Here is a 19968-nt window from a genome sequence, read left to right as displayed (position 1 = left end):
AAATGTTAGAATTAACCTCTTGGTTTCTAATGCTTTTCTAATGATTACCAACACACTAGCTATTTACTACATTTTCATACTCCAAGATCATTTTCTTAATTACTTTATTATACTTACTTACTTTTATATCGTTCCAATTTCACATTGTCTTCACGTTTCAGTTTTAACTCACGTAAATTATGATGTGCTTCAATGGAGCCTCCTTCTAAAGCTTTTTTGAATAGTTTTTCGGCATTATCCAGGTTGCCTTCTTGTAATAGAATTATTGCCATGTTATTTAATGTTGACGGATTAGTACCAGCCTTTGATAAAGTTCTTTTGGCCAGAGAGAATTCTTTATTTTTTATCTGAACAGCAGCTGCATTGTTATTTGCTGTTTGATCATCCGGATAATATTTAGGAATTATCTCACCCAATATCTCGACAAACTCGTTATTGCCTTCGCCATAGCTTTGTGCTATTTGAAAAAGCTCGAGTTGACTAAGTTGAGATTCTTTCTTTCCCAGTAAATTTTTAGCTTCACTCAGCGTGTAATCCTTCACCATGAAATTAATCTGGTATTCAACACGCCTTAATTGAGGGAATAATTCGTTCAACATGCTTCTATAAGGTACACCGTTTGCCAGCTTCATCAATTTCAGTTCACGCCCTTCAAAAATGTCTGTATTATCTATTATTTCTATTATCTCATCCTGATGTGTAACATTACTGTTTGGTATCAACACTTTGAGTCCATCCCAATCTTCGGCAACATTACTCACCCGAAATAAACTCTCCGATAAGCCGAATTTACTTTTCATATAGTTTTTCAGAGCTATTGCCCGTGCATACGACAAATGGTCATTAGTTGCATATGAACCTTCGGGCGACGCGTATCCCTCGATAAATAAACTTTTGATCTTTATATCGGGGTCATTGATCACATCTTTTACTAATTCGTTTATTTTAGCTAATTCTTCAGGATTACGGCGATAATCAGAACGGATAATCGATTGCCCTACCTGAAAATCAAGGTATGCCTGCCCTTGTATTTTGCGTATTTTGGGTTCTGCCTTCGGTTCTATATAAGCTACCAAGGTATTTACCTGATAAGGGGTATGAGGTTTCAGACCGACCTTATTATTCATAAGGAAAGTAAACAGGTGATTTTCGTTTCGGCATCCTGTTATTTCCTGCTTAATCACAAAACGTGCACTATCCATCCACATCTCATACGGAACCTTGAAATTATAACTGAGCAACGTATCTGTATTCTCTTTCGCTATAATAGTTGCATAGGGCGCATTAGGTTGAGAGCTATGTTTATTTAATGATTCCCATCTTTCCATCAGGTTATATCTCTTATTTCCGGAAACGAGCAGATAAGGAAATTCAATAACCGATTCGCCCGAAAGCAACTGAGGGGTTATATACATAGCACTGCAATCGTTGACAGCTCCTGCACGGATATTTACTTTGAAGTATATCTGAAGACTATCATTTACCTCCTTAACTTCGTTGCTAACAAAGGTGATTTGCCCTGTATATCCTTTTGCTGATACCCCCAATGTAATCAGTATGAATAGTATAAATATTGGTAATCGTTTCATATTATTTACTTTAGCCATTAATCGCAGGCTTTAGATGGATTATATATATATTATTTAGAGACAATAATTTCCCGAGCTAACTTATACCCAAGTATATTAGCACTGTTTTATTTTCGACTGTCTATTGCCAACTTTTACTTAATAAAATAGATCAGAGACAATGATGCTTTAGTAGGTGCAAAGTAATTTTTACTCTCACTACCTATATAATCTCTACAGGTTTTACAAGCATATCTATCATAACTGGCATGAACATACCCCACTCCGAAGCTTCCTTCAATCGACCAGCGTTTCGACAAACTCCATTGGTATCCATAACTTAAGCCGACACCATACAGATCTCCTTGCAAGCGACTATTCTTCATATAATCCGAAAACGGAAGTCCCGACAAATTATAATGGGCATAAAGTCCGTGTAATCCAAAAAAATGTCCGTTGAAAGGTTCACATAACCAATAGCGTATCTCTGGTTGAACGAGTATATGTTTCCAGTTTCTATTAACATTAAATTCCCAAGGATTGTAACTGACTGATAAATCAAAACTATATCTTTCTCCCGTCTTGACTTCTGCTCCAAGGCTAATAGAACCCGTTAGGTCTAGTAACAAATTACTTTTGACAGCCCATAGAGGTGTTTTTGAATAAGTTAGCTTCTGATCGGCTAAACGATTCAATATCTCGACTGTTTTGTTTATATCTAAAGAATCTTTTACTGTAGATAAAGGTTCTGCATCTATATTCTTCTTTTCAGAGATGAATAGAGGTTCTACATCTATATTCTTTGTCTTAGTTCCTGTTTTAACAGATACAATTGACTTTTCTTCAATATTTTTAGCCGTTATCAATTTTTCCTCTTTTTTTTCTACCTTAACCGGGGATAAAAAAATACGACCTTTTCTTATAGTGTAAGAATAACCGGTACCTTTTAGTAATTTATCTAATACTACGCTCAAATCTGTATTCTGAACGGATATCGTTACTTTACGTGTTGCATCAAAACTTGAATTGACAAAAGCAAAAGAATATTTTGTTTGAGATTCTATTTGAGCAAATACATCATTCAAAGGAGTATTATTTACCGCAATAGTCACTTTTTGGTCTTGTGCCGAAAGCATCGGAAAAGTAAAAAAGCAAAGTAAAAAAAGTGACATCTTGATCAAACTGAGCCCATACCGAGATCGAAACGGGTACATTTTATTATATAGTTGCATTTTAAAATTGATTATTCTGTTTTATTGTTACTTATGTATACTTTATTGTTATCTATTTTATAAGATAAACTATTGTCAAAGCATCCAAAAATCTCTATTATTTCTTTTAAATTATCTCCTTCATCTATCGTAACTGTATATCTTCTATTGAGGTCTACATTACTATCAACTTCGACATCGACATTAAACTTACGCTCAAACACCGTCACAATATCTTTTAGTGTTTCATTGTTAAAAGCCATCTTTCCTATAGTCCAGTCAGCAATATCCTTAGCGATATTAACATCGAGGTCTTGTATTACCACCTGCCTGGTCTTATTATTATATACTAATTGCTGATTGGGTTTTAGCATATAATCGTGATTGTCAACAGTACGTATAGCTATGGATCCTTTATTGAGTGTTACAATGGTTGACTCTTCATCCGGATATGCTGATACATTAAACTTGGTTCCGAGAACTTTAACATCCAGATATTCTGTGCGAACTATAAAGGGAACATCATTCTGTCTCATCACCGAGAAGTAAGCTTCTCCTTTCAGATTGACAGTCCTTACAGTATCAGCCGGGTTTTCATTATAACTTATTTCACTACCCGAATTAATCCAAATTTCAGAACCACAAGCAAGCTTTGCTTCCTCATGTTTGCCATAAGGTACAGTAAGCACAGTCATAGGCATATCGCTGTCTTTGTTTTCTCTTTTATCTAAAAAATATATTCCTGCAAATAGAATTAAAGGCAAAAGCACTGCTACTACACGAGGTAAATAATTAGAAAATTGTATCTTCCTCTTATTTTCAGTAAACCCTAATACTTTCTTTATTTTTTCGAATTCTAGTTGAGATGATAAATCCTCTATGTTACTTAAAGAGTCCCACTGTTGACGCATCGCTTTTTGCTTCTCTTGAGAATTCTCCGGGCTAATCAGCCAATGATGTACCTTATCTTCCAGATTCTTAGAGTACCTTTTCTCAAAGAATCGATTTATAAGCTTAAAAAATTGGTTAGTTAGTATGTTGTCCATTTTCTGATTCATTATTCTATTTTCGACAAGCCTTGGTTCTGTTTACCCTCTATTATCTAAAACGGCTAAGTCTGTTTTTACGCACGATAAAAAAATCACTTTTTTCTCCTTTTCATAAGAATCCTCTGGTAATCTGAAGTTTACAAACTCTTTTTTTTTAACACTCAGAAAAAAAAGGACAAGACATTTTTAATCCTTTTCATTGCCAAACTCAATTGATTTTCAACTGTTCTTTTACTCAGATCCAGCTGTTCGGCAATTTTATCATTAGATACCCCTTCATATCGACTCAACTTATATATAATCCGTTGTTTTTCGGGCATATTCTCGATCTCCATTTCAACTAGCAGCATGGTTTCTTCTGCAATATATTCATCCTCTGTATTAACTAAATCCGGATATAATACTATCTGGTCATTATAAAATGACTCACGTACCTGCTTGCTTCGAATGTAATCGATAGTTTGCCGATAGGCTATCGTATATATATAAGAATCAAAGCCTTTAACCCCTTTAGAGGTCAGAGCAAACGATTCATGATTTTCCCAAATTTTGAGAAATACATTCTGAGTTAATCCTTCGGCAACGTCTACTGATTTAACGAAGCCGTTTATATAATACTTTACTTTAGGAAAATACTTCAGAAATATCGTTTCAAATGCTTTATGGCTTCCTCTCTGCAAGGATTCTATTACCGTGTCTGTTAGCTGATTGCCCAAAGAATAATTAGATTATTTTTAGAAAATTATTGATTTATTATCCATTTTTTACTTCAAGCATTTTCAGTATGCCTAAATGTTTATCGTCCCCTATAATAGAAAACGGGCAAGTCTGTAGCTACGCACGGTTCAGAAATTAATATTTTACTTTTTTTAACACAACCGTTTTAAATAATAATTTCATTTTTTTTCTCAACAGAAAAGCCCCAGTATAGTCTTGATCTTTTTCATTGCCAAGCTCAATTGATTTTCGACCGTTCTTTGACTTACATTTAATTGCTCAGCTATTTTATAATTAGGAATTCCCTCATTTCTACTCATTTTGTATATTTTCCGGCATTTTTCGGGCATATTCTCTATCTCCATTTCTACCAGCAATCTTGTTTCTTCTGCTATATATTCATATTCAGTGCAAACTGTATCCGGCTGCTGAATCATCTGATCGTTATAAAATGATTCTCGCACTTGCTTACTTCGTATATAATCAATGGTTTGCCGATAAGCGATAGTAAATACATAAGAATCGAATCCTTTCACTGATATTATCAGAGATTGGCGATTCTCCCATATCTTTAGAAACACATTCTGTGTTAACTCTTCGGCAATGTCTATTGATTTAACAAAGCCGTTTATATAATATTTTACTTTCGGAAAATAGGTCATAAATATACTTTCGTATGCTTTGTGATCACCTCCTTTCAAGTCTTCTATTGTTCTGTCTGTTAATTGATTATTCATGACGTTCTTTTTTCTAATCTTTGTTATAAAATACAATGAGGCACCCATGACTTTTTCTGAAGAGAAAAAATCTTTGCAGTAGTATGCCAGAAAATAAGATCCGGCATATAGAACAGAAATTGTTTTTTAGATTAAGTATTTATCCAATTCTCTTAAGGAGATAGAGATATAATACTCTTTGATGAAGATGGCTCAGAATAAATGACTGTATAACTATAAGAACCTCAACCAAAGTCATTAAGAAAACAGAGCCGGAAAAGTTAAATGCATATTTATTAAAGAGAAACCAAAATGTTTCATCTGTAAACCCATAGAAGGAAGTCGAAAAAGTCTATCCAAAAAATAGACTTTTTCTCTTTTTGTATATCAGTCCTGTACTCCCAGAAATTTAAAAGGCTGTGCCACTTTAAAGTCTTTCGCTGTATTGCCATTGTATGTTTCGCCATTGGCAATAGACAGTTTCAATACAGGAGCACCTTTCTCCAGATTCATATCCTGAAGATTTACCCAAAAAGTATTCGGAGTCAGACTCGATTCAAAAAAGTAGGTCAGGTTTTTACTGTCCGATACGGTTCTCCATTGAGTCGAAGAAATTTCAGGGCTTTCGGGAGTCGATATTCCGTAAGGAACAGATACATTGCGGATTACACTGAATACACTGGCAACTGCTAATTTTTCGTTATCAGTTTTAGGGATTACATCAACATAAAAACTGGCACGGGCAAAACGGTCTGCTGCCCGATTGGTTCCGGGCAGGAATGTCAATCCTCCGATTGATTTCCAGTAATCATTCAAAGCCAGTTGTTTGTCATACGTCGGAGAATTGGTCATCACCTTGTAATCCATGCTATGATGAATAATCAACTTGCCATCTATATATTCGAAAATAGCATTATCGCCTGTGGCGTCTGATATAGAAAGGTGCAAGGTTGCCATTCTCGATCCGTCGGGCATCTTATCCGATACTACCTGAAAACTATCTTCCTGTGCAAAAGAGACAGCCTCGTTTACTGTTGCAAAATTATCCAGCATATACTGTACCCAAGCGGAAATTGTCAGCCCCGGTTTGCTCTGATCTCTCACGGGATATTGCGATTCGGGCAGCCAAAGGAGGTTAGCGACCAATCCTTTTTCGTTCATACCATCAGTACTGGCTATTTCAAAAGCAGAGGTTACTACACTGCCATATTTGGATGTCCATTTCAATGAATTCCGACCTGTTTCGCCGTTTCTTTCCATTCCTCTAGGGAATACCCAGATATTACTGTATAGTTCAGTTTTCCAATCCATAGTGCGACCGGTTACAACAATTCCTTCGGTTCCTGTATAAACCACTCTTGTGCAGGCTTCTACTTTTGATACTAAACTTATTGTAGCCAAGGTGCATAAAAAGATAAATACTTTTTTCATAATTTGTTATTTTAATAATATATTCAAGTTTCTTTTAATTTTCAGATAGATCTCATTGTATAAGTTATTTCGACTCTATCTCTGAATAAATTTCATTCAATCAAATATTGTATAAATTTGTATTACAAAAGTAGATACATTGCTATGAAAACGAAGAAGAGAATCAATTAGAAAGTAATTAGAATTCAATCAGTTGACTCTAATACATTTCTAATACCTGCCTAAAACTATTGAAAACCGTTTTTTTTCATACATTTATTTATGGCTGAGAAAGAGGACGATATAATGTATATTATAGTCAATACTCAAATACAAAAATATATTTGAACAGCAGGCTGTATAAGAAGTTTAAGAAAATCGAACTTAAAAAACTAAATGTTGTTATTAATAATAATAATTCCTTATTTATGAAAAAAATACTGGTAGTAGAGGACGAACAACGTATAGCCGAGCTGCTCCAAAAAGGGCTCGAAGAGTTTGGTTATTTTGTAACTTTAGCTTTTGATGGTGAAATGGGGCGACGCCTTGTCAATTCACACGCTTATGACTTGATTATTACAGATATAATTCTACCCCACCTCAATGGTTTTGAATTGTGTAAAGAAATACGCAAAGTACAACCTCACGTACCCATTATCATGCTTACCGCACTGGGTGCCACTGATGATAAATTAGATGGTTTTGACGCAGGAGCCGATGACTACATGGTAAAACCGTTTGATTTGAGGGAATTAAATGCCCGTGTAAATATATTACTAAAAAGAAAAGGCACTAATGAAAGCGCATCTGAAGCCGATCATTTAGAATATGCCGACATTAGACTCGATATAGATACCAAAACGGTATTCAGAGACGGAAAAGAGATGAAGCTCACTCCCAAGGAGTTTAACCTCTTAAGATATATGATGATGAATACCGAAAGGATATTAAGTCGTACGGAAATTGCTGAAAAGGTATGGGACACTCATTTCAATACAGGAACTAACTTTATTGATGTATATATCAATTATTTGAGATCGAAGATAGACAAGGGTTTTGACAAAAAACTAATACACACCCGCCAAGGATTAGGTTTTATATTAAAACAAGAAGAATGAAAATCCGTACTAAAATAGCGCTTCGTATAACAGTTGTCATAACAGCTCTTATGCTCATTTTTGTAGCTTTAAACTACATCATATCCACTCAAGTCAGAAAAACGGAGTTCTATGTTGATTTAAAGAAAGAAGGAATGTCCAGAGCTAATCTTTATTTTAAAGCAAAAGCTTCTAACGAAGAGATGGACAAAGTAGATGTCTGGATTTATGATGAAAATTATGGTCTCCTCTATAGTGATGCAGAAAATACAAGTACAAAACCACATTCTCGCGAATTATTAGATGATATACGGCTCAAAAAAGAAGATATGAAGCTTAATGAGGGCAAATATCAAACTATCGGCTTTATATTTTCGTATCAGAAGAACAACTACATTGTGATAACTTCTGCATACGACAGTTATGGACATGCCAAAATGAGTAAACTAGCCATATATCTTTTGATATTGAGTTTAGTTTCGCTTTTATCGGCTTGTGCTTTAGGCTACTTTTTGGCAAAATCGGTATTGAAGCCTGTCGCCAAGATATCCAATAAAATGAAAGATATTACAGCAAATAACCTTCATTTACGTCTTATTGGATATAACGAGAGTGATGAGTTTGGTGAGTTAGCCGGTTCGTTTAATAAGGCTCTGGATATTATTGAAGCATCTTTCGAATCACAGAAGATGTTTGTCAGTAATGTTTCTCACGAGCTACAAACACCTCTGGCTATACTGATTGGAGAAATAGATCTGGCTTTATTAAAAGACCGTACTTTAGAAGAGTATAAGCAAACACTTATCAATTCGCGTCAAGATACCCATAAAGTAATTATATTTCTAAATGGCTTATTAGATCTTGCAAAAGCAAGTTATGACGAGAGTAAGATATCGATGAGCATTGTTCGGGTAGATGAAATACTTTTAGATGCAAGAGAGTTAGTTTTGAAAGGGAATAAGGAATATAACATTGAACTAATTTTCAATCTGGAAATTAATGAAGATTCAGAACTTACCATTAAAGGCAATGAGTATTTATTAAGGATGGCTTTTGCCAACTTAATGGAGAATAATTGCAAATATTCGGAGAATAAAACTTCGACAGTTAAAATTACATCCAAATCAAAAAAAATAATACTACAATTTTCTGATACCGGAATCGGTATTCCAGAAAGTGAAATAGATCATCTGTTTACTCCATTCTACAGAGGAAGCAACAAAAATTTCGCACAAGGAAATGGTATCGGATTAGCCCTTGTAAAAAGAGTAATAACTTTACATAAAGGAGAGATCACTCTTACTTCGGTTGTTGGAGAAGGTACTACTTTTCGTATCGAATTAAGCTAATTCGCCATAAGGAATATTCGCTTTTATTCTTTTCGTTGATTTTTTTTACAGAATATCTATATGGAAAATAGTTGATATACCTGTAACAATTATTTGTATACCGATACAAAAGGTAAAGAAGGCTACTAATTTATTAATAATCAAGTTACCTGCAGTGCCCAGTTTTTCCATCATTTTGCGGCCTTAACTAAGAAATATATAAAGAATACTCGCCATACAAATAATAGCAAGAGCAATAACAGAATAATTTATTCCTGTCTTTATAAAACTGCCTTTAATACTTGCAGATGCCATTAAGGTAAAGATGACAGATATACTTCCGGGGCCAATGCTCATCGGAAAAGTTATAGGATAAAATAATTTCCGTTCTATTTCTTTCCATTTGGGATTATCTAGGGTTTGTTTAGGTTCATCATTACTTGTAGTTCCTGCATCAGAGAGCAATGCCATTGCTGTTTTGCAGATAAGTATTCCCCCACCCAACTATATAACGGGGATAGCCAGACCGAAAAGTAATAAAAACAGATGCCCTATTGCTAAAGTTCCTATACCGATCAAAAGGTAGTTAGTAACAATTTTCCGAATAGCTGATTTTCGTTGCTGATCATTCAGGCCGGTTAAAAATCCATTCACAATAAAACTATTTCCCAGTGGATTTATTACAGGAAACAAAGCCATAAAAGATGACGAAAATATAAATAACAAATTGCTTATTGACATGATTTCTATTTTTTATTAAAGTCTCAGTTCAAATCTCATTTTTAGAGAAAATAGCTATTATTTATCTAGCAAGCAAATTTGAGCAAGCTCTTAAAATGCTTCATTTATATTAATATAAAATGCAGATTGGTCTTTGCCTCTCCCGTAGTCAAGGCGAAGGTTTACTCTCTCTTTTAATTCGAAGCGGTAACCGGCACCATAAGTCGGAAGTGTTTGACACAATTGAACGGTCGAAAATTTAGAGAAAGCATTTCCCGCTCCCGCCCAAGCTACTACACCACTTCGTTTATAAACATGCTGACGGATTTCTACTTGAGTGTCTATCAATTTCTTGTCTCGATAACGTCCTTGGTAATACCCTCTCATTTGATTCGGACTTCCAACTAATGCCATCATACCCCAATTTACATTACCTATATTGAAAGTACCATCCAGATCAAAAGCCAGAATAGTACCTTTTCGTAATTGTTTGTAACATCTGAATATTAGATCGATCTTATTAAAACCATGTGTACTTCCTAAAGCTCCTGCATAATAAGTATTTGATGCCATAGCATATATCCCTTTATATGGATTGGGTATAAAATCCCTCGAATCGTATGACGCTATAAGCCCCACACCTACTGCTGTCGTTTTTCGACTTTCATTACCGAGCAAACTAACTTCCGAAAAATTAACGCCTGACACTTCCATTGCATTAGTTATAATTCCCAAAGCCGAATATTTACCTGTTTTCTTAAAAAGATCAACCTCTATATTTTTCTGCATATTGTTGTATGTCGAGTAATTCTCCTGACTTCCTGCATCATATCCGATACCCCAGTAACGAAGAGGTGTATCTGAGAACGAGACATTAGCATTAATCCAATAATGCATCTCCGGAAAAAAAGTGGTTCCCTTTACTCCGAAAGAATAAGCCCCAACTGTTGTAATATTACTAAATAAAGATACACTGGATGGAGCCATATCTTCGCTACACCCCTTCACACGGTATAATCCGGAACCAATCAACCCCATACCGACTTTGGTTTCATTCGAATAGTAGGGTCCTCCCATTATCGAGAACTTAAAGCCTTTAATATCCGATGTCTTGTCATTGGAGCTTTCTAAGTATTGAAAAGCTGTTTTTTCGACATAGTCATATATCGGCTCAATGATTCCTTTACTTTCTTTATGTTGAACATGTAAAGTATCTTGCTTCGATTCGGTATGAGCATTCAGAGCAGATAAACCTAAGAAAAGAAATACAATTACCAGTTGGGTACGCATAATATAAAAGTTGTTTTAGATTTTGTTTCTAATACAAAAATATAGGCATTTGCTCTATCAACAACACTCTTTTCAATTAGAAAATCATTAAAATACAACTACTTAACTCTAATAATTTTCTAATAGGCTATCTTCCCTACTCTCGAAACTGCACCTTTATTTAACAATAAAAGATTTGCTTATACTGAAAACAGATCTAAAAAAACGATTATAAAACAATGGTTAACAATAAGATAAGATGTTGGTTAAAAAACTCAACCAACATCTTTTCACTCTAAAATTATAAGAGCCTTATTTAGATTCCTTCCAAGCCTCTACATACTCTTGCATAGTTTCGGATAGTTGCTTTCCAATAACCTCGTAATCTTTATTCTCAAGATTAGCCAAAGAAACTCTCACCGACCATTCGGGACCTGCAAAACCACCGCCATTCAGTAGGACGACCGATGATTTTTCAGCCAATCGGAAAACAATATCAACCATCCCTGTAAATAAGAAGATCAGGAAAAAAGCTGACTTAACTGTGGGGGATATTACCAAATCCAATTGTCCGACCAATACCCCCATAAGCAGAACTCCCGTGACCGATCCCAACGAAAAATCTTTTATCTTGACTTTGCCGAGAGCAACCCCAAGAGCCAGAGTTCGGAATATGGCAAGTTCGGGCGAGGCTGGCATTGTTTTTATAATTCATTCCATATAATTGAAATTATTTTTTTTAAATGATTCGAATCACAGATTAATGATGGAAACTATTTTGATTATCGGATTCGGAAATATTTGTAACCGGATGTTTTTGGAAATAATCTATGCTACGTTTTAAATCATCAATCATCAATTGTGCCAAGTCATGACTAAACCCATGGCGGATTAAAACTCGTTGTATCACCATATCCTCACAGTTGGATGGAAGTGTATACGATGCAATTTGCCATCCTCTACTACGCATACGATCCGATAGGTCATATAAACTGAATCCGGGATTAGTGCCTTTTTTCAACATCCACGCAGCTCCGGGTAATGCCGATGTGCCATCATATAATAAATCGAATAATCCTAATTTTTCGACCTCCTGAGCAATGAAAATTCCATGATTAAGACATGCTTGCTGAATACGTGCATATCCTTGACGACCATGACGCAAAAGGTTATAATATTGAGCTATAATTTGTCCACCGGGTCGAGAGAAGTTTAGAGCAAAAGTAGGCATATTACCTCCTAAGTAATTTACATTGAATACCAGATCCTCAGGTAAGTCTTCTTTTTCACGCCATACTACCCAACCCACACCTAGTGGCGATAATCCGAACTTATGGCCTGAAGTATTAATTGATTTTACGCGTGGTAATCTGAAATCCCAAACAATATCTTTTTGAATGAAGGGAGCAATAAATCCGCCGCTGGCAGCATCCACATGGATAGGAATATCCAGTCCGGTTTCTTTTTGCAGCTTATCTAAAGCATCATTAATGGCTTTTACATCTTCGTATTCTAATGTAAATGTAACACCAAAAGTAGGAACTACACCTATTGTATTTTCATCTACTCTTTTCAATACTTCTTCGGGAGTCATTAATAAACGTCCATGATCCATAGGAATTTCACGGATTTCGACATCAAAATAACGTGCAAATTTATGCCAGCATATTTGTACAGGTCCTGTTATAATATTAGGCTTATCGGTAGGTTTACCTTCTTTTCGGCGTTTTTCTCTCCATTTCCATTTCAAAGCCAATCCACCTAACATAGCTGCTTCACTCGAACCGGTTGTAGAGCATCCGATAGTATCAGCACTTTGAGGTGAATTCCATAAGTCAGCCAATATATGCACACAACGGTTTTCGATTTCCGCTGTTTGAGGATATTCGTCCTTATCGATCATGTTCTTATCAATACATTTGTCCATTAAATAATGTATCTGAGGATCAAGGTCTGTTTGACAAAATGTAGCAAGGTTCTGCTTCGCATTACCATCAAGTAATAATTCGTCTAACAAAAGGTCTTGTATAACCTTCGGGTCATTAGGTTCTTCCGCAATTTTGAATTTAGGGATAGAATTAATTGCTGCCGATTCGGCATAAGCATCAAAAAAACTGCTGTTTTTGTCTGGGTTTACTAAATGTAGTGCCATAATTTTCTTTTTTTATATAATTAATTAAATAAGAACTTTTCTTTTAATGGATTTCTTGTTGTTTTAGAAGTATTAATAAAGATCATACGTTCGATTGTAAATTTTCAACAGGAGATCTCTCTAGTTTATAACATTTTTTTATTTTTTTTCATATTAGTTCAATTTTCAGAACTATATATAAAGAGATTATTTCTCTCCGAGTATTTTCACTTATTTTCGTTACAAAAGTACAGGCTTAGATTTCATTTATAACACTCATACCCATTAGAAAGTTATTAGAATTCAGCAATTTTTTTTAATAATTTTCTAATGGATTTTCTTCTTTATTTCGAAGCTGTGTACCTACTTTTGCAGCACAGATTTACCGAAAAACAGGCTTAAAGAAGTCTATTTTAAAATGAAAATCAGAAAAACAAAATAAATTCAAAAAAGATTGAACAATTCTAAATTGAATTAGTTTATAAAAGAGTCAAGAATTATAACAATAAATAAAAAAAATTATGTGTACAAGAGTAGTTTATACAGGAACTGAGGGAATGATAGTAACCGGTCGCACTATGGATTGGAAAACCGAATTATACAGCAATATCTGGGTATTTCCAAAAGGAATAGAAAGAGATGGCAAAACAGGTGAAAATTCTTTGAAATGGACATCCAAATATGGCAGTGTAGTAACCTCTGCTTTTGAGATTGCCAGTACAGACGGAATGAATGAAAAAGGATTGGTCGCGAACCTCCTTTGGCTGCCCGAATCGCAATATCCGGTAAGAGATCAAAGCAAACCGGGATTGACTATTGCCGCTTGGGTACAATATATGTTGGATAACTTTGCAACGGTAAACGAAGCTGTATCTTTTGTCGAAGGGGGTACTTTTCAGGTAGTGTCGGATGAAATGCCTGACGGATCGAGAATGGCAACCTTACACCTGGCTATATCAGATGCTACAGGCGATAACGCCATCTTCGAATATATTGATGGGAAGTTGACTATTCACCATAGCATGGATTACAAGGTGATGACCAATTCTCCGACGTATGACAAACAACTGGCTTTGAACGATTACTGGAAATCAATCGGAGGGTTGACATTTCTGCCCGGAACCAATCGTCCTGCTGACCGTTTTGCCCGTGCCAGTTTTTATATTGATGTAATCCCTAAAACAAATGATGAAAAGATAGCGATTGCCAGTGTATTCAGTGTAATCCGCAATGCGTCTGTTCCTCACGGAATATCGACTCCCGAAAATCCTGAGATTTCTTCGACTCAATGGAGAACCGTATCGGACAGCAAAAATCTGATCTACTTTTTTGAGTCGAGCGTAACTCCAAATACTTTTTGGGTAAGACTTCAGGATATGAATCTGGAGGAAGGTGCTCCTGTTTTAAAACTGTCTATTGCCAATGACGAAACATACAGTGGCAATACTGCTAAAGACTTTAAACCTGCGCAACCTTTTAAATTCATAGGTGTAAACGCTTAAATTATATTGTAAGTCTCTCAATATTTCAATAATTAAGTAACAGAAAATATTTAATGTCGTATTTTTGGTGCAGGGGGCAGACCTATGTGTCTGCCATAAATTGGCAAACACATAGGTTCACCCCTACTCTCAAGCAATAAATAGGTCTGAGATCTTAATTGATTTAAATAACATCCAAAAATCATAAACCCAACAATATGCTCAAATATTTAATAACCGGCAGCATAACACTTCTTCTTTGTTCCAATACTCTTTTGGCCCAAGATACAAAGATTGAACTCACTCTTGAGCAATCGATGCAATTGGCACATACTGGAAACAAAAGCCTCAAAATTGCAAACAAAGAAATTGAATGGGCGAAGTATGAACACCAAAGAATAAATTCTTTCTGGCTTCCAACAATCACTACAACAGGTGCATATATCCATATGTCAAACAATATAGAGGTTAGGCAACCCTTAAGTGATTACACCAATCCGGCAAAAGACTATATTCAATCTATTTATCCCGGCGAACAGCTTGTTACATCGGTATTGGATAAAATAGGAAGTCAAAATCTTATCGTGCCTTTAGCTCCACAAAATCTTGCTACGATTGATGCAAATCTGACACTACCTCTATATACCGGAGGTAAACGGATCTATGCAGGTAACATCAGTAAACAGATGATTTCTGCGGCTAAAGTTAATAAAGAACAAATAGATGCAGGAGTGCAGATTTTACTGGTGGAAAATTATTTCGGTCTGCGTTTGGGAAACAGAATAGTTGATGTTAAAGAAAAGGCATACGAATCTTTAAGTATGCATTATCAAAATGCATTGAAGTTAGAAGAGAACGGGATGATAAATAAGGCTGAACGACTATTTGTTCAAGTAAATCTGGATGAAGCTAAACGCGAATTGGAAGCCGCCAGAAAGGATTTGAATATGACTCAAAAATCATTTAAAGTCTTAATTAAAATGGAAACGGAAGATAATATATCTCCTGTTTCATCTCTCTTCATCAATGACTCTATACCCTCTTTATCTTATTTCAAAGGGTTAATAGAAGATAACAGTTATGCTTCCAAACAGATGAAAATACAGAAAGACATAGCCAAAAATCAACTAAAAATAGCAAATGCGGCATATATTCCGGAGATTGCGTTGATTGGTAAACAAACTTTCTTCGCTCACGGGATAGAAAGCAACTTACTGCCCCGAACTTTTATTGGTGCCGGATTTACATGGAATATATTTGACGGGCTTAACAGAGAAAAGAAAATTAAACAAGCCAGGGTCACCCAACAGATTCTGGATATAGAAAACGAAAAAGTACTGGATGATAATGAACTTGCTGTAGATAAGCTTTATAATCAGATACAAAACGCATTAGATAATATAGCAACTCTAAATACTACCATCGAAATGAGTAAAGAGTTACTGAGGATACGTAAAGTAGCTTTTAAAGAAGGTATGGCTACTTCAACCGAAGTGGTTGATGCAGAAGTCATGCTCTCTAAGGTTGAAATTGCCTCATTAATGGCATATTATGAATATGATGTTGCATTGATAAACTTGCTATCGGTTTGTGGTATTCCTCAATCGTTTGACCAATACTGCAATAATGGAAAAACCGAACAGTATATTTTCAATCGTTAATTATCGGATTTTATCAAAAAGAAAAAAATATAACTATGGATAAGCAAAAAAAATATTTGATTATAGCCTTCATCTCAATCTTAACGATTGTCATCATTGTTTCTACAGTAGGAATCTTTTTGTTAAAGGATAAACCGACTATACTACAAGGACAGATAGAAGCCACAGAAGTGCGTATCTCGGGGAAATTACCGGGACGTATCGAATCGTTTTCGGTGAAAGAAGGACAAACTGTAATGAAAGGAGATACTCTAGTTAGTATTTATTGTCCGGAAGGATTTGCTAAGCTATCGCAAGTAAATGCACTGGAGAGTATAGCAGTCTCTCAAAACAATCTGGTTGACGAAGGAAACCGTAAACAAGTTATCGAATCGTTTCTTCAACTTTGGAACAAGTCTAAATCGGATTTGGAGTTAGCTACAACAACTCACAGCCGCATATCGACTCTTTATAAGGAAGGTGTTGTAGCATCTCAACGAAAAGACGAGAGTGAAGCAATATACAAGGCTGCCGTAGCTGCCGAACGTGCAGCTTATCAGCAATACCAAATGGCACTTGACGGTGCTCGTCATCAGGAAAAAGCCAGTGCACGCTCTTTAATAGATGCTGCCAGAGGAACTGTAACTGAAGTAAGTGCAACTCTAAAAGATGCTGTATTATTAGCACCTGACAATGGTCAGATATCAACTATTTATCCTAAAGTGGGCGAGCTTATAGGTACAGGAATGCCTATCATGACACTTGTGGTATTAGGTGATGCCCATGTAGTATTAAATGTGCGGGAAGATATGTTGTATAATTTCAAGATGGGAGGTAAGTTTAAAGGAGATGTTCCGGCCTTAAATGCCAAAGGAATTACATTCGTAGTAAACTACATCAGCCCATTAGGTAGTTACGCAACGTGGAAATCAACGAAAGAAACAGGCAGTTACGACATGATTACTTTTGAACTACATGCACTACCCGAGTCTCCGGTAGAAGGACTACGCCCGGGCATGTCTGTATTAGTAAATCTTGACGATATAAAATAAATAAAACATGAATGAGATTTCTAAAAATAGTAGCCCTTTTTACTCAGTATTAAAACGAGAATTAATACGAATGACTTCCCGCAGACTATATTTAGGAGTTTGTGTTATATTACCCTTGTTCACTGTTTTCTTTATGGTTACTATTTTCGGGACAGGACAAATGGAAAATATACCAATAGGTATTGTCGATTTAGATCAAACCGCTACATCCCGAAATATATCCAGAACGGTAGCAACCGTCCCCACTTTTAAAGTGACAGAGTATTACAGCGATATGGAATCGGCACGAAAAGCAACACAGCAGAAAATAATTTACGGATATTTAGTTATACCCCATAATTTTGAATCCGATGTTATGGCCGGTAGACAATCGACCCTTGCGTATTATTATCACTATGCTTTGCTAAGTGTGGGTACAGAAATATATGGTGCTTTTGAATCTCTGCTCCAAACATTAGCTTTAGGACCTATTGTTACCGAAGCTGTAGCACTGGGTGTGGGAGAAGAGCAGATCACAACCTTTCTTGTTCCGGTAAATACCCAAAGCCACCCACTGTATAATTCGAGTTTAGATTATTCTATTTACTTAACAAACCCATTCTTTTTTGTTCTATTTCAGGTTCTCATTTTACTCACAACAGTATATGTTGTTGGCAGCGAGATTAAATTCCGAACAGCCGATAAGTGGCTGGAAGCAGCAAATATGAATATGTTTACAGCTATAGTAGGTAAGCTTCTGCCCTACACTATTATATACTGTATTATAGGTATATTTGCCAACTACATTATTTTCGGGGTTATGGATATTCCTTTTTCTTCTGGATTTTTACCATTGAATCTGACTACAATCCTTTTTATTATCGCAACTCAGGCTTTTGGAGTATTCCTATTCTCATTATTTCCTGCCATCGGGATTATCATGAGTGTAGTGTCTATGGTCGCATCATTAGGGGCAACACTTTCAGGAGTTACTTTTCCGGTACCTTTTATGTATCCGGCAGTATACTATGCTTCTTTTTTGTTCCCCGTCCGCCATTTTGTTGAGATCAACCAGAATCTACTCTACGGGAATTATGGATTTGCTTACACGTGGCAAAATGTCAGCATTTTATTCTTATTTCCATTGGTAACTCTTCTTATGTTGCCACATTTAAAAAATGCAATTTTAAGTCATAAATATGAAGATATTGATTAAAATGAAAAGCAGTCTAAAAGATATTGTTGAATTGATAATTCAGGAATTCAAAACAATTGCATCAAGCTACTCTATCTTGCTTGTATTGATCGGAGGTATTTTCATTTATGGTCTCCTCTACAATTACATGTATCAACCCAATGTCATAAGAAATGCCCCGGTTGTTGTAGTTGATAAATCAAATAGCAAGTTAAGCAGAGAGTATACCCGATTGATAGATGCTGCACCACAAGTAGAAGTTTATGGCACTGCGGTTGATTTTATTGCAGCTAAAGAACTTATGAAAGAGAATAAGGTTGCAGGTATTATATACATTCCTAAAGATTTCGATACGAGAGTAAATCGGGGTGAAGAATCTATATTTATAACCTATGCAGTAACGCAAGCATTCCTTTACTACTCGTCTATACAAGAAGCTTCAGCAGGAGCTATGCTGGAGTTGGATGATAGATACCGACCCAACATGGTAGTTTTCTTGCCAGCGAAAGATGTACTGCAAATAGCGGCAGCCACGCCTATCTCAGTAAGTGGAACACCTCTTTATAACTATACCGAAGGATATGGTACTTATTTGATACCGGCTGTAATAATGATAATTATATTTCAGACTTTAATGATGGTAATATCCATGATTAGCGGGAAGGAGCGCGAATCGGGATCAATTCGCCATTTTGCAGAACAAGGAACAACTCTCAAACGAGTATCACGCATTATTATCAGTAAGACATTTGTTTACTGCATCCTATATTCTATTTTCGGTTTATTCTTAGCAGGATTAATTCCGATCATATTTCAATTACCCAATATAGGGAACTCTTATGAAATAATTATGTTATTCATTCCGTATTTGTTAGCCACCTGTTTTTTCGGATTGGCAGGCTCTGTATTCTTTACCGACTCCGAAGCTCCGATATTGATGATTGCGTTCTTTTCGGTAGGTCTGGTATTTCTTTCGGGCATCTCCTACCCTCTTGAACTAATGCCTTGGTATTGGCAAGCCACTCATTTTATTATACCTGCTGCTCCGGGTACACTGGCATTTGTGAAGGTAAACAGTATGGGAGCTTCTATGGCCGATATCCAAACTGAATACATTACTTTATGGATACAATGTGCTGTATACTTTATTTTAGCATGCTTGGCGTATCAATACAATATAAAGAAAGCTATAAAATAACTATTCATCATACATATAATAATGCAAGCTGTTATCAACTAAAATAAATCATTAAATACTTCCATTTACTTAATTAGATTTCACCTCAAAAAATACTCATGTTTCTTCTCTAAAAACATGAGTATATGAATAAGTTTTATAAAAGTTATTACTTTTGTAATGCGTTTTTATGCCATTTTCTATACTCATAGGATAATAAAGCCTGAG

The 19968-nt window shown here is 35.6% G+C and carries 15 protein-coding genes and 3 pseudogenes; 7 read left to right on the top strand and 11 right to left on the bottom strand.

From position 1 onward, the window contains the following. Nucleotides 1-113 precede the first annotated feature (113 nt). From G7051_RS14605 to G7051_RS14580, 6 genes are all read right to left on the bottom strand, one after another. Nucleotides 114-1589 (bottom strand): DUF3868 domain-containing protein, encoded by a 1476-nt coding sequence (locus G7051_RS14605; protein ID WP_166201394.1) that lies wholly within the window; start codon nucleotides 1587-1589, stop codon nucleotides 114-116. Nucleotides 1590-1723: 134 nt separating this feature from the next. After that, nucleotides 1724-2740 carry a DUF3575 domain-containing protein gene (locus G7051_RS14600; protein WP_255493252.1) on the bottom strand — a complete coding sequence of 339 codons (1017 nt, stop codon included), beginning with the start codon at nucleotides 2738-2740 and terminating at the stop codon, nucleotides 1724-1726. Between the two features lie 71 nt (nucleotides 2741-2811). Then, nucleotides 2812-3825 (bottom strand): FecR family protein, encoded by a 1014-nt coding sequence (locus G7051_RS14595; protein ID WP_166201392.1) that lies wholly within the window; start codon nucleotides 3823-3825, stop codon nucleotides 2812-2814. A gap of 164 nt (nucleotides 3826-3989) precedes the next feature. After that, entirely contained in the window at nucleotides 3990-4544 is a 555-nt protein-coding gene (locus G7051_RS14590) for an RNA polymerase sigma-70 factor (protein WP_166116584.1), read from the bottom strand. Between the two features lie 192 nt (nucleotides 4545-4736). Continuing rightward, the gene (locus G7051_RS14585; RefSeq protein ID WP_166201390.1) at nucleotides 4737-5282 is read right to left on the bottom strand and encodes an RNA polymerase sigma-70 factor; all 546 of its coding nucleotides are present in this window, start codon (nucleotides 5280-5282) and stop codon (nucleotides 4737-4739) included. 366 nt (nucleotides 5283-5648) lie between these two features. Continuing rightward, the gene (locus G7051_RS14580; RefSeq protein ID WP_255493381.1) at nucleotides 5649-6572 is read right to left on the bottom strand and encodes a linear amide C-N hydrolase; all 924 of its coding nucleotides are present in this window, start codon (nucleotides 6570-6572) and stop codon (nucleotides 5649-5651) included. A 527-nt stretch (nucleotides 6573-7099) separates the two neighbouring features. On the opposite strand from G7051_RS14580, the gene G7051_RS14575 reads away from it, so the two are divergent. After that, entirely contained in the window at nucleotides 7100-7789 is a 690-nt protein-coding gene (locus G7051_RS14575) for a response regulator transcription factor (protein ID WP_166116577.1), read from the top strand. Beyond that, a complete protein-coding gene (locus G7051_RS14570) occupies nucleotides 7786-9117 on the top strand; it encodes a HAMP domain-containing sensor histidine kinase (protein ID WP_166201386.1) in 1332 nt (443 codons plus the stop codon). Before G7051_RS14575 ends, G7051_RS14570 begins: the two co-directional genes overlap by 4 nt. Nucleotides 9118-9162: 45 nt before the next feature. Here the strand turns inward: G7051_RS14570 and G7051_RS14565 are convergent. The 5 genes and pseudogenes from G7051_RS14565 to G7051_RS14545 form a co-directional block, all read right to left on the bottom strand. Next, a pseudogene (locus G7051_RS14565) lies at nucleotides 9163-9837 on the bottom strand (MarC family protein). Nucleotides 9838-9927: 90 nt separating this feature from the next. Continuing rightward, nucleotides 9928-11106, bottom strand: coding sequence for a BamA/TamA family outer membrane protein (locus G7051_RS14560; protein ID WP_166201384.1), 1179 nt, complete (start codon nucleotides 11104-11106; stop codon nucleotides 9928-9930). Between the two features lie 291 nt (nucleotides 11107-11397). Further along, nucleotides 11398-11586: pseudogene (locus tag G7051_RS18330) on the bottom strand (aspartate 4-decarboxylase); the annotation flags it as partial. Nucleotides 11587-11652: 66 nt separating this feature from the next. Next, nucleotides 11653-11784 (bottom strand): annotated as a pseudogene (locus G7051_RS14550) (hypothetical protein); the annotation flags it as partial. Between the two features lie 61 nt (nucleotides 11785-11845). Beyond that, entirely contained in the window at nucleotides 11846-13237 is a 1392-nt protein-coding gene (locus G7051_RS14545; protein ID WP_166201382.1) for a glutamate decarboxylase, read from the bottom strand. 500 nt (nucleotides 13238-13737) lie between these two features. On the opposite strand from G7051_RS14545, the gene G7051_RS14540 reads away from it, so the two are divergent. From G7051_RS14540 to G7051_RS14520, 5 genes are all read left to right on the top strand, one after another. Beyond that, entirely contained in the window at nucleotides 13738-14718 is a 981-nt protein-coding gene (locus G7051_RS14540) for a linear amide C-N hydrolase (RefSeq protein WP_166201380.1), read from the top strand. 197 nt (nucleotides 14719-14915) lie between these two features. After that, nucleotides 14916-16358: a TolC family protein gene (locus tag G7051_RS14535; protein ID WP_166201378.1), complete on the top strand. Its 1443-nt coding sequence runs from the start codon at nucleotides 14916-14918 to the stop codon at nucleotides 16356-16358. Nucleotides 16359-16393: 35 nt separating this feature from the next. Beyond that, nucleotides 16394-17389, top strand: a complete 996-nt coding sequence (locus G7051_RS14530) for an HlyD family secretion protein (protein ID WP_166201376.1) — start codon at nucleotides 16394-16396, stop codon at nucleotides 17387-17389. A 7-nt stretch (nucleotides 17390-17396) separates the two neighbouring features. Further along, the gene (locus G7051_RS14525; protein WP_166201374.1) at nucleotides 17397-18584 is read left to right on the top strand and encodes an ABC transporter permease; all 1188 of its coding nucleotides are present in this window, start codon (nucleotides 17397-17399) and stop codon (nucleotides 18582-18584) included. Continuing rightward, complete coding sequence (locus G7051_RS14520) at nucleotides 18568-19761, top strand: ABC transporter permease (RefSeq protein WP_166201372.1); 1194 nt, start codon at nucleotides 18568-18570, stop codon at nucleotides 19759-19761. Before G7051_RS14525 ends, G7051_RS14520 begins: the two co-directional genes overlap by 17 nt. Nucleotides 19762-19968 lie beyond the last annotated feature (207 nt).

Origin of the sequence: Dysgonomonas sp. HDW5B (genome assembly GCF_011299335.1) — a bacterium.
GTDB lineage: Bacteria > Bacteroidota > Bacteroidia > Bacteroidales > Dysgonomonadaceae > Dysgonomonas_A.
Note: the sequence above shows the minus strand (reverse complement) of the source record. Positions and strands in the feature narration are given on the sequence as shown.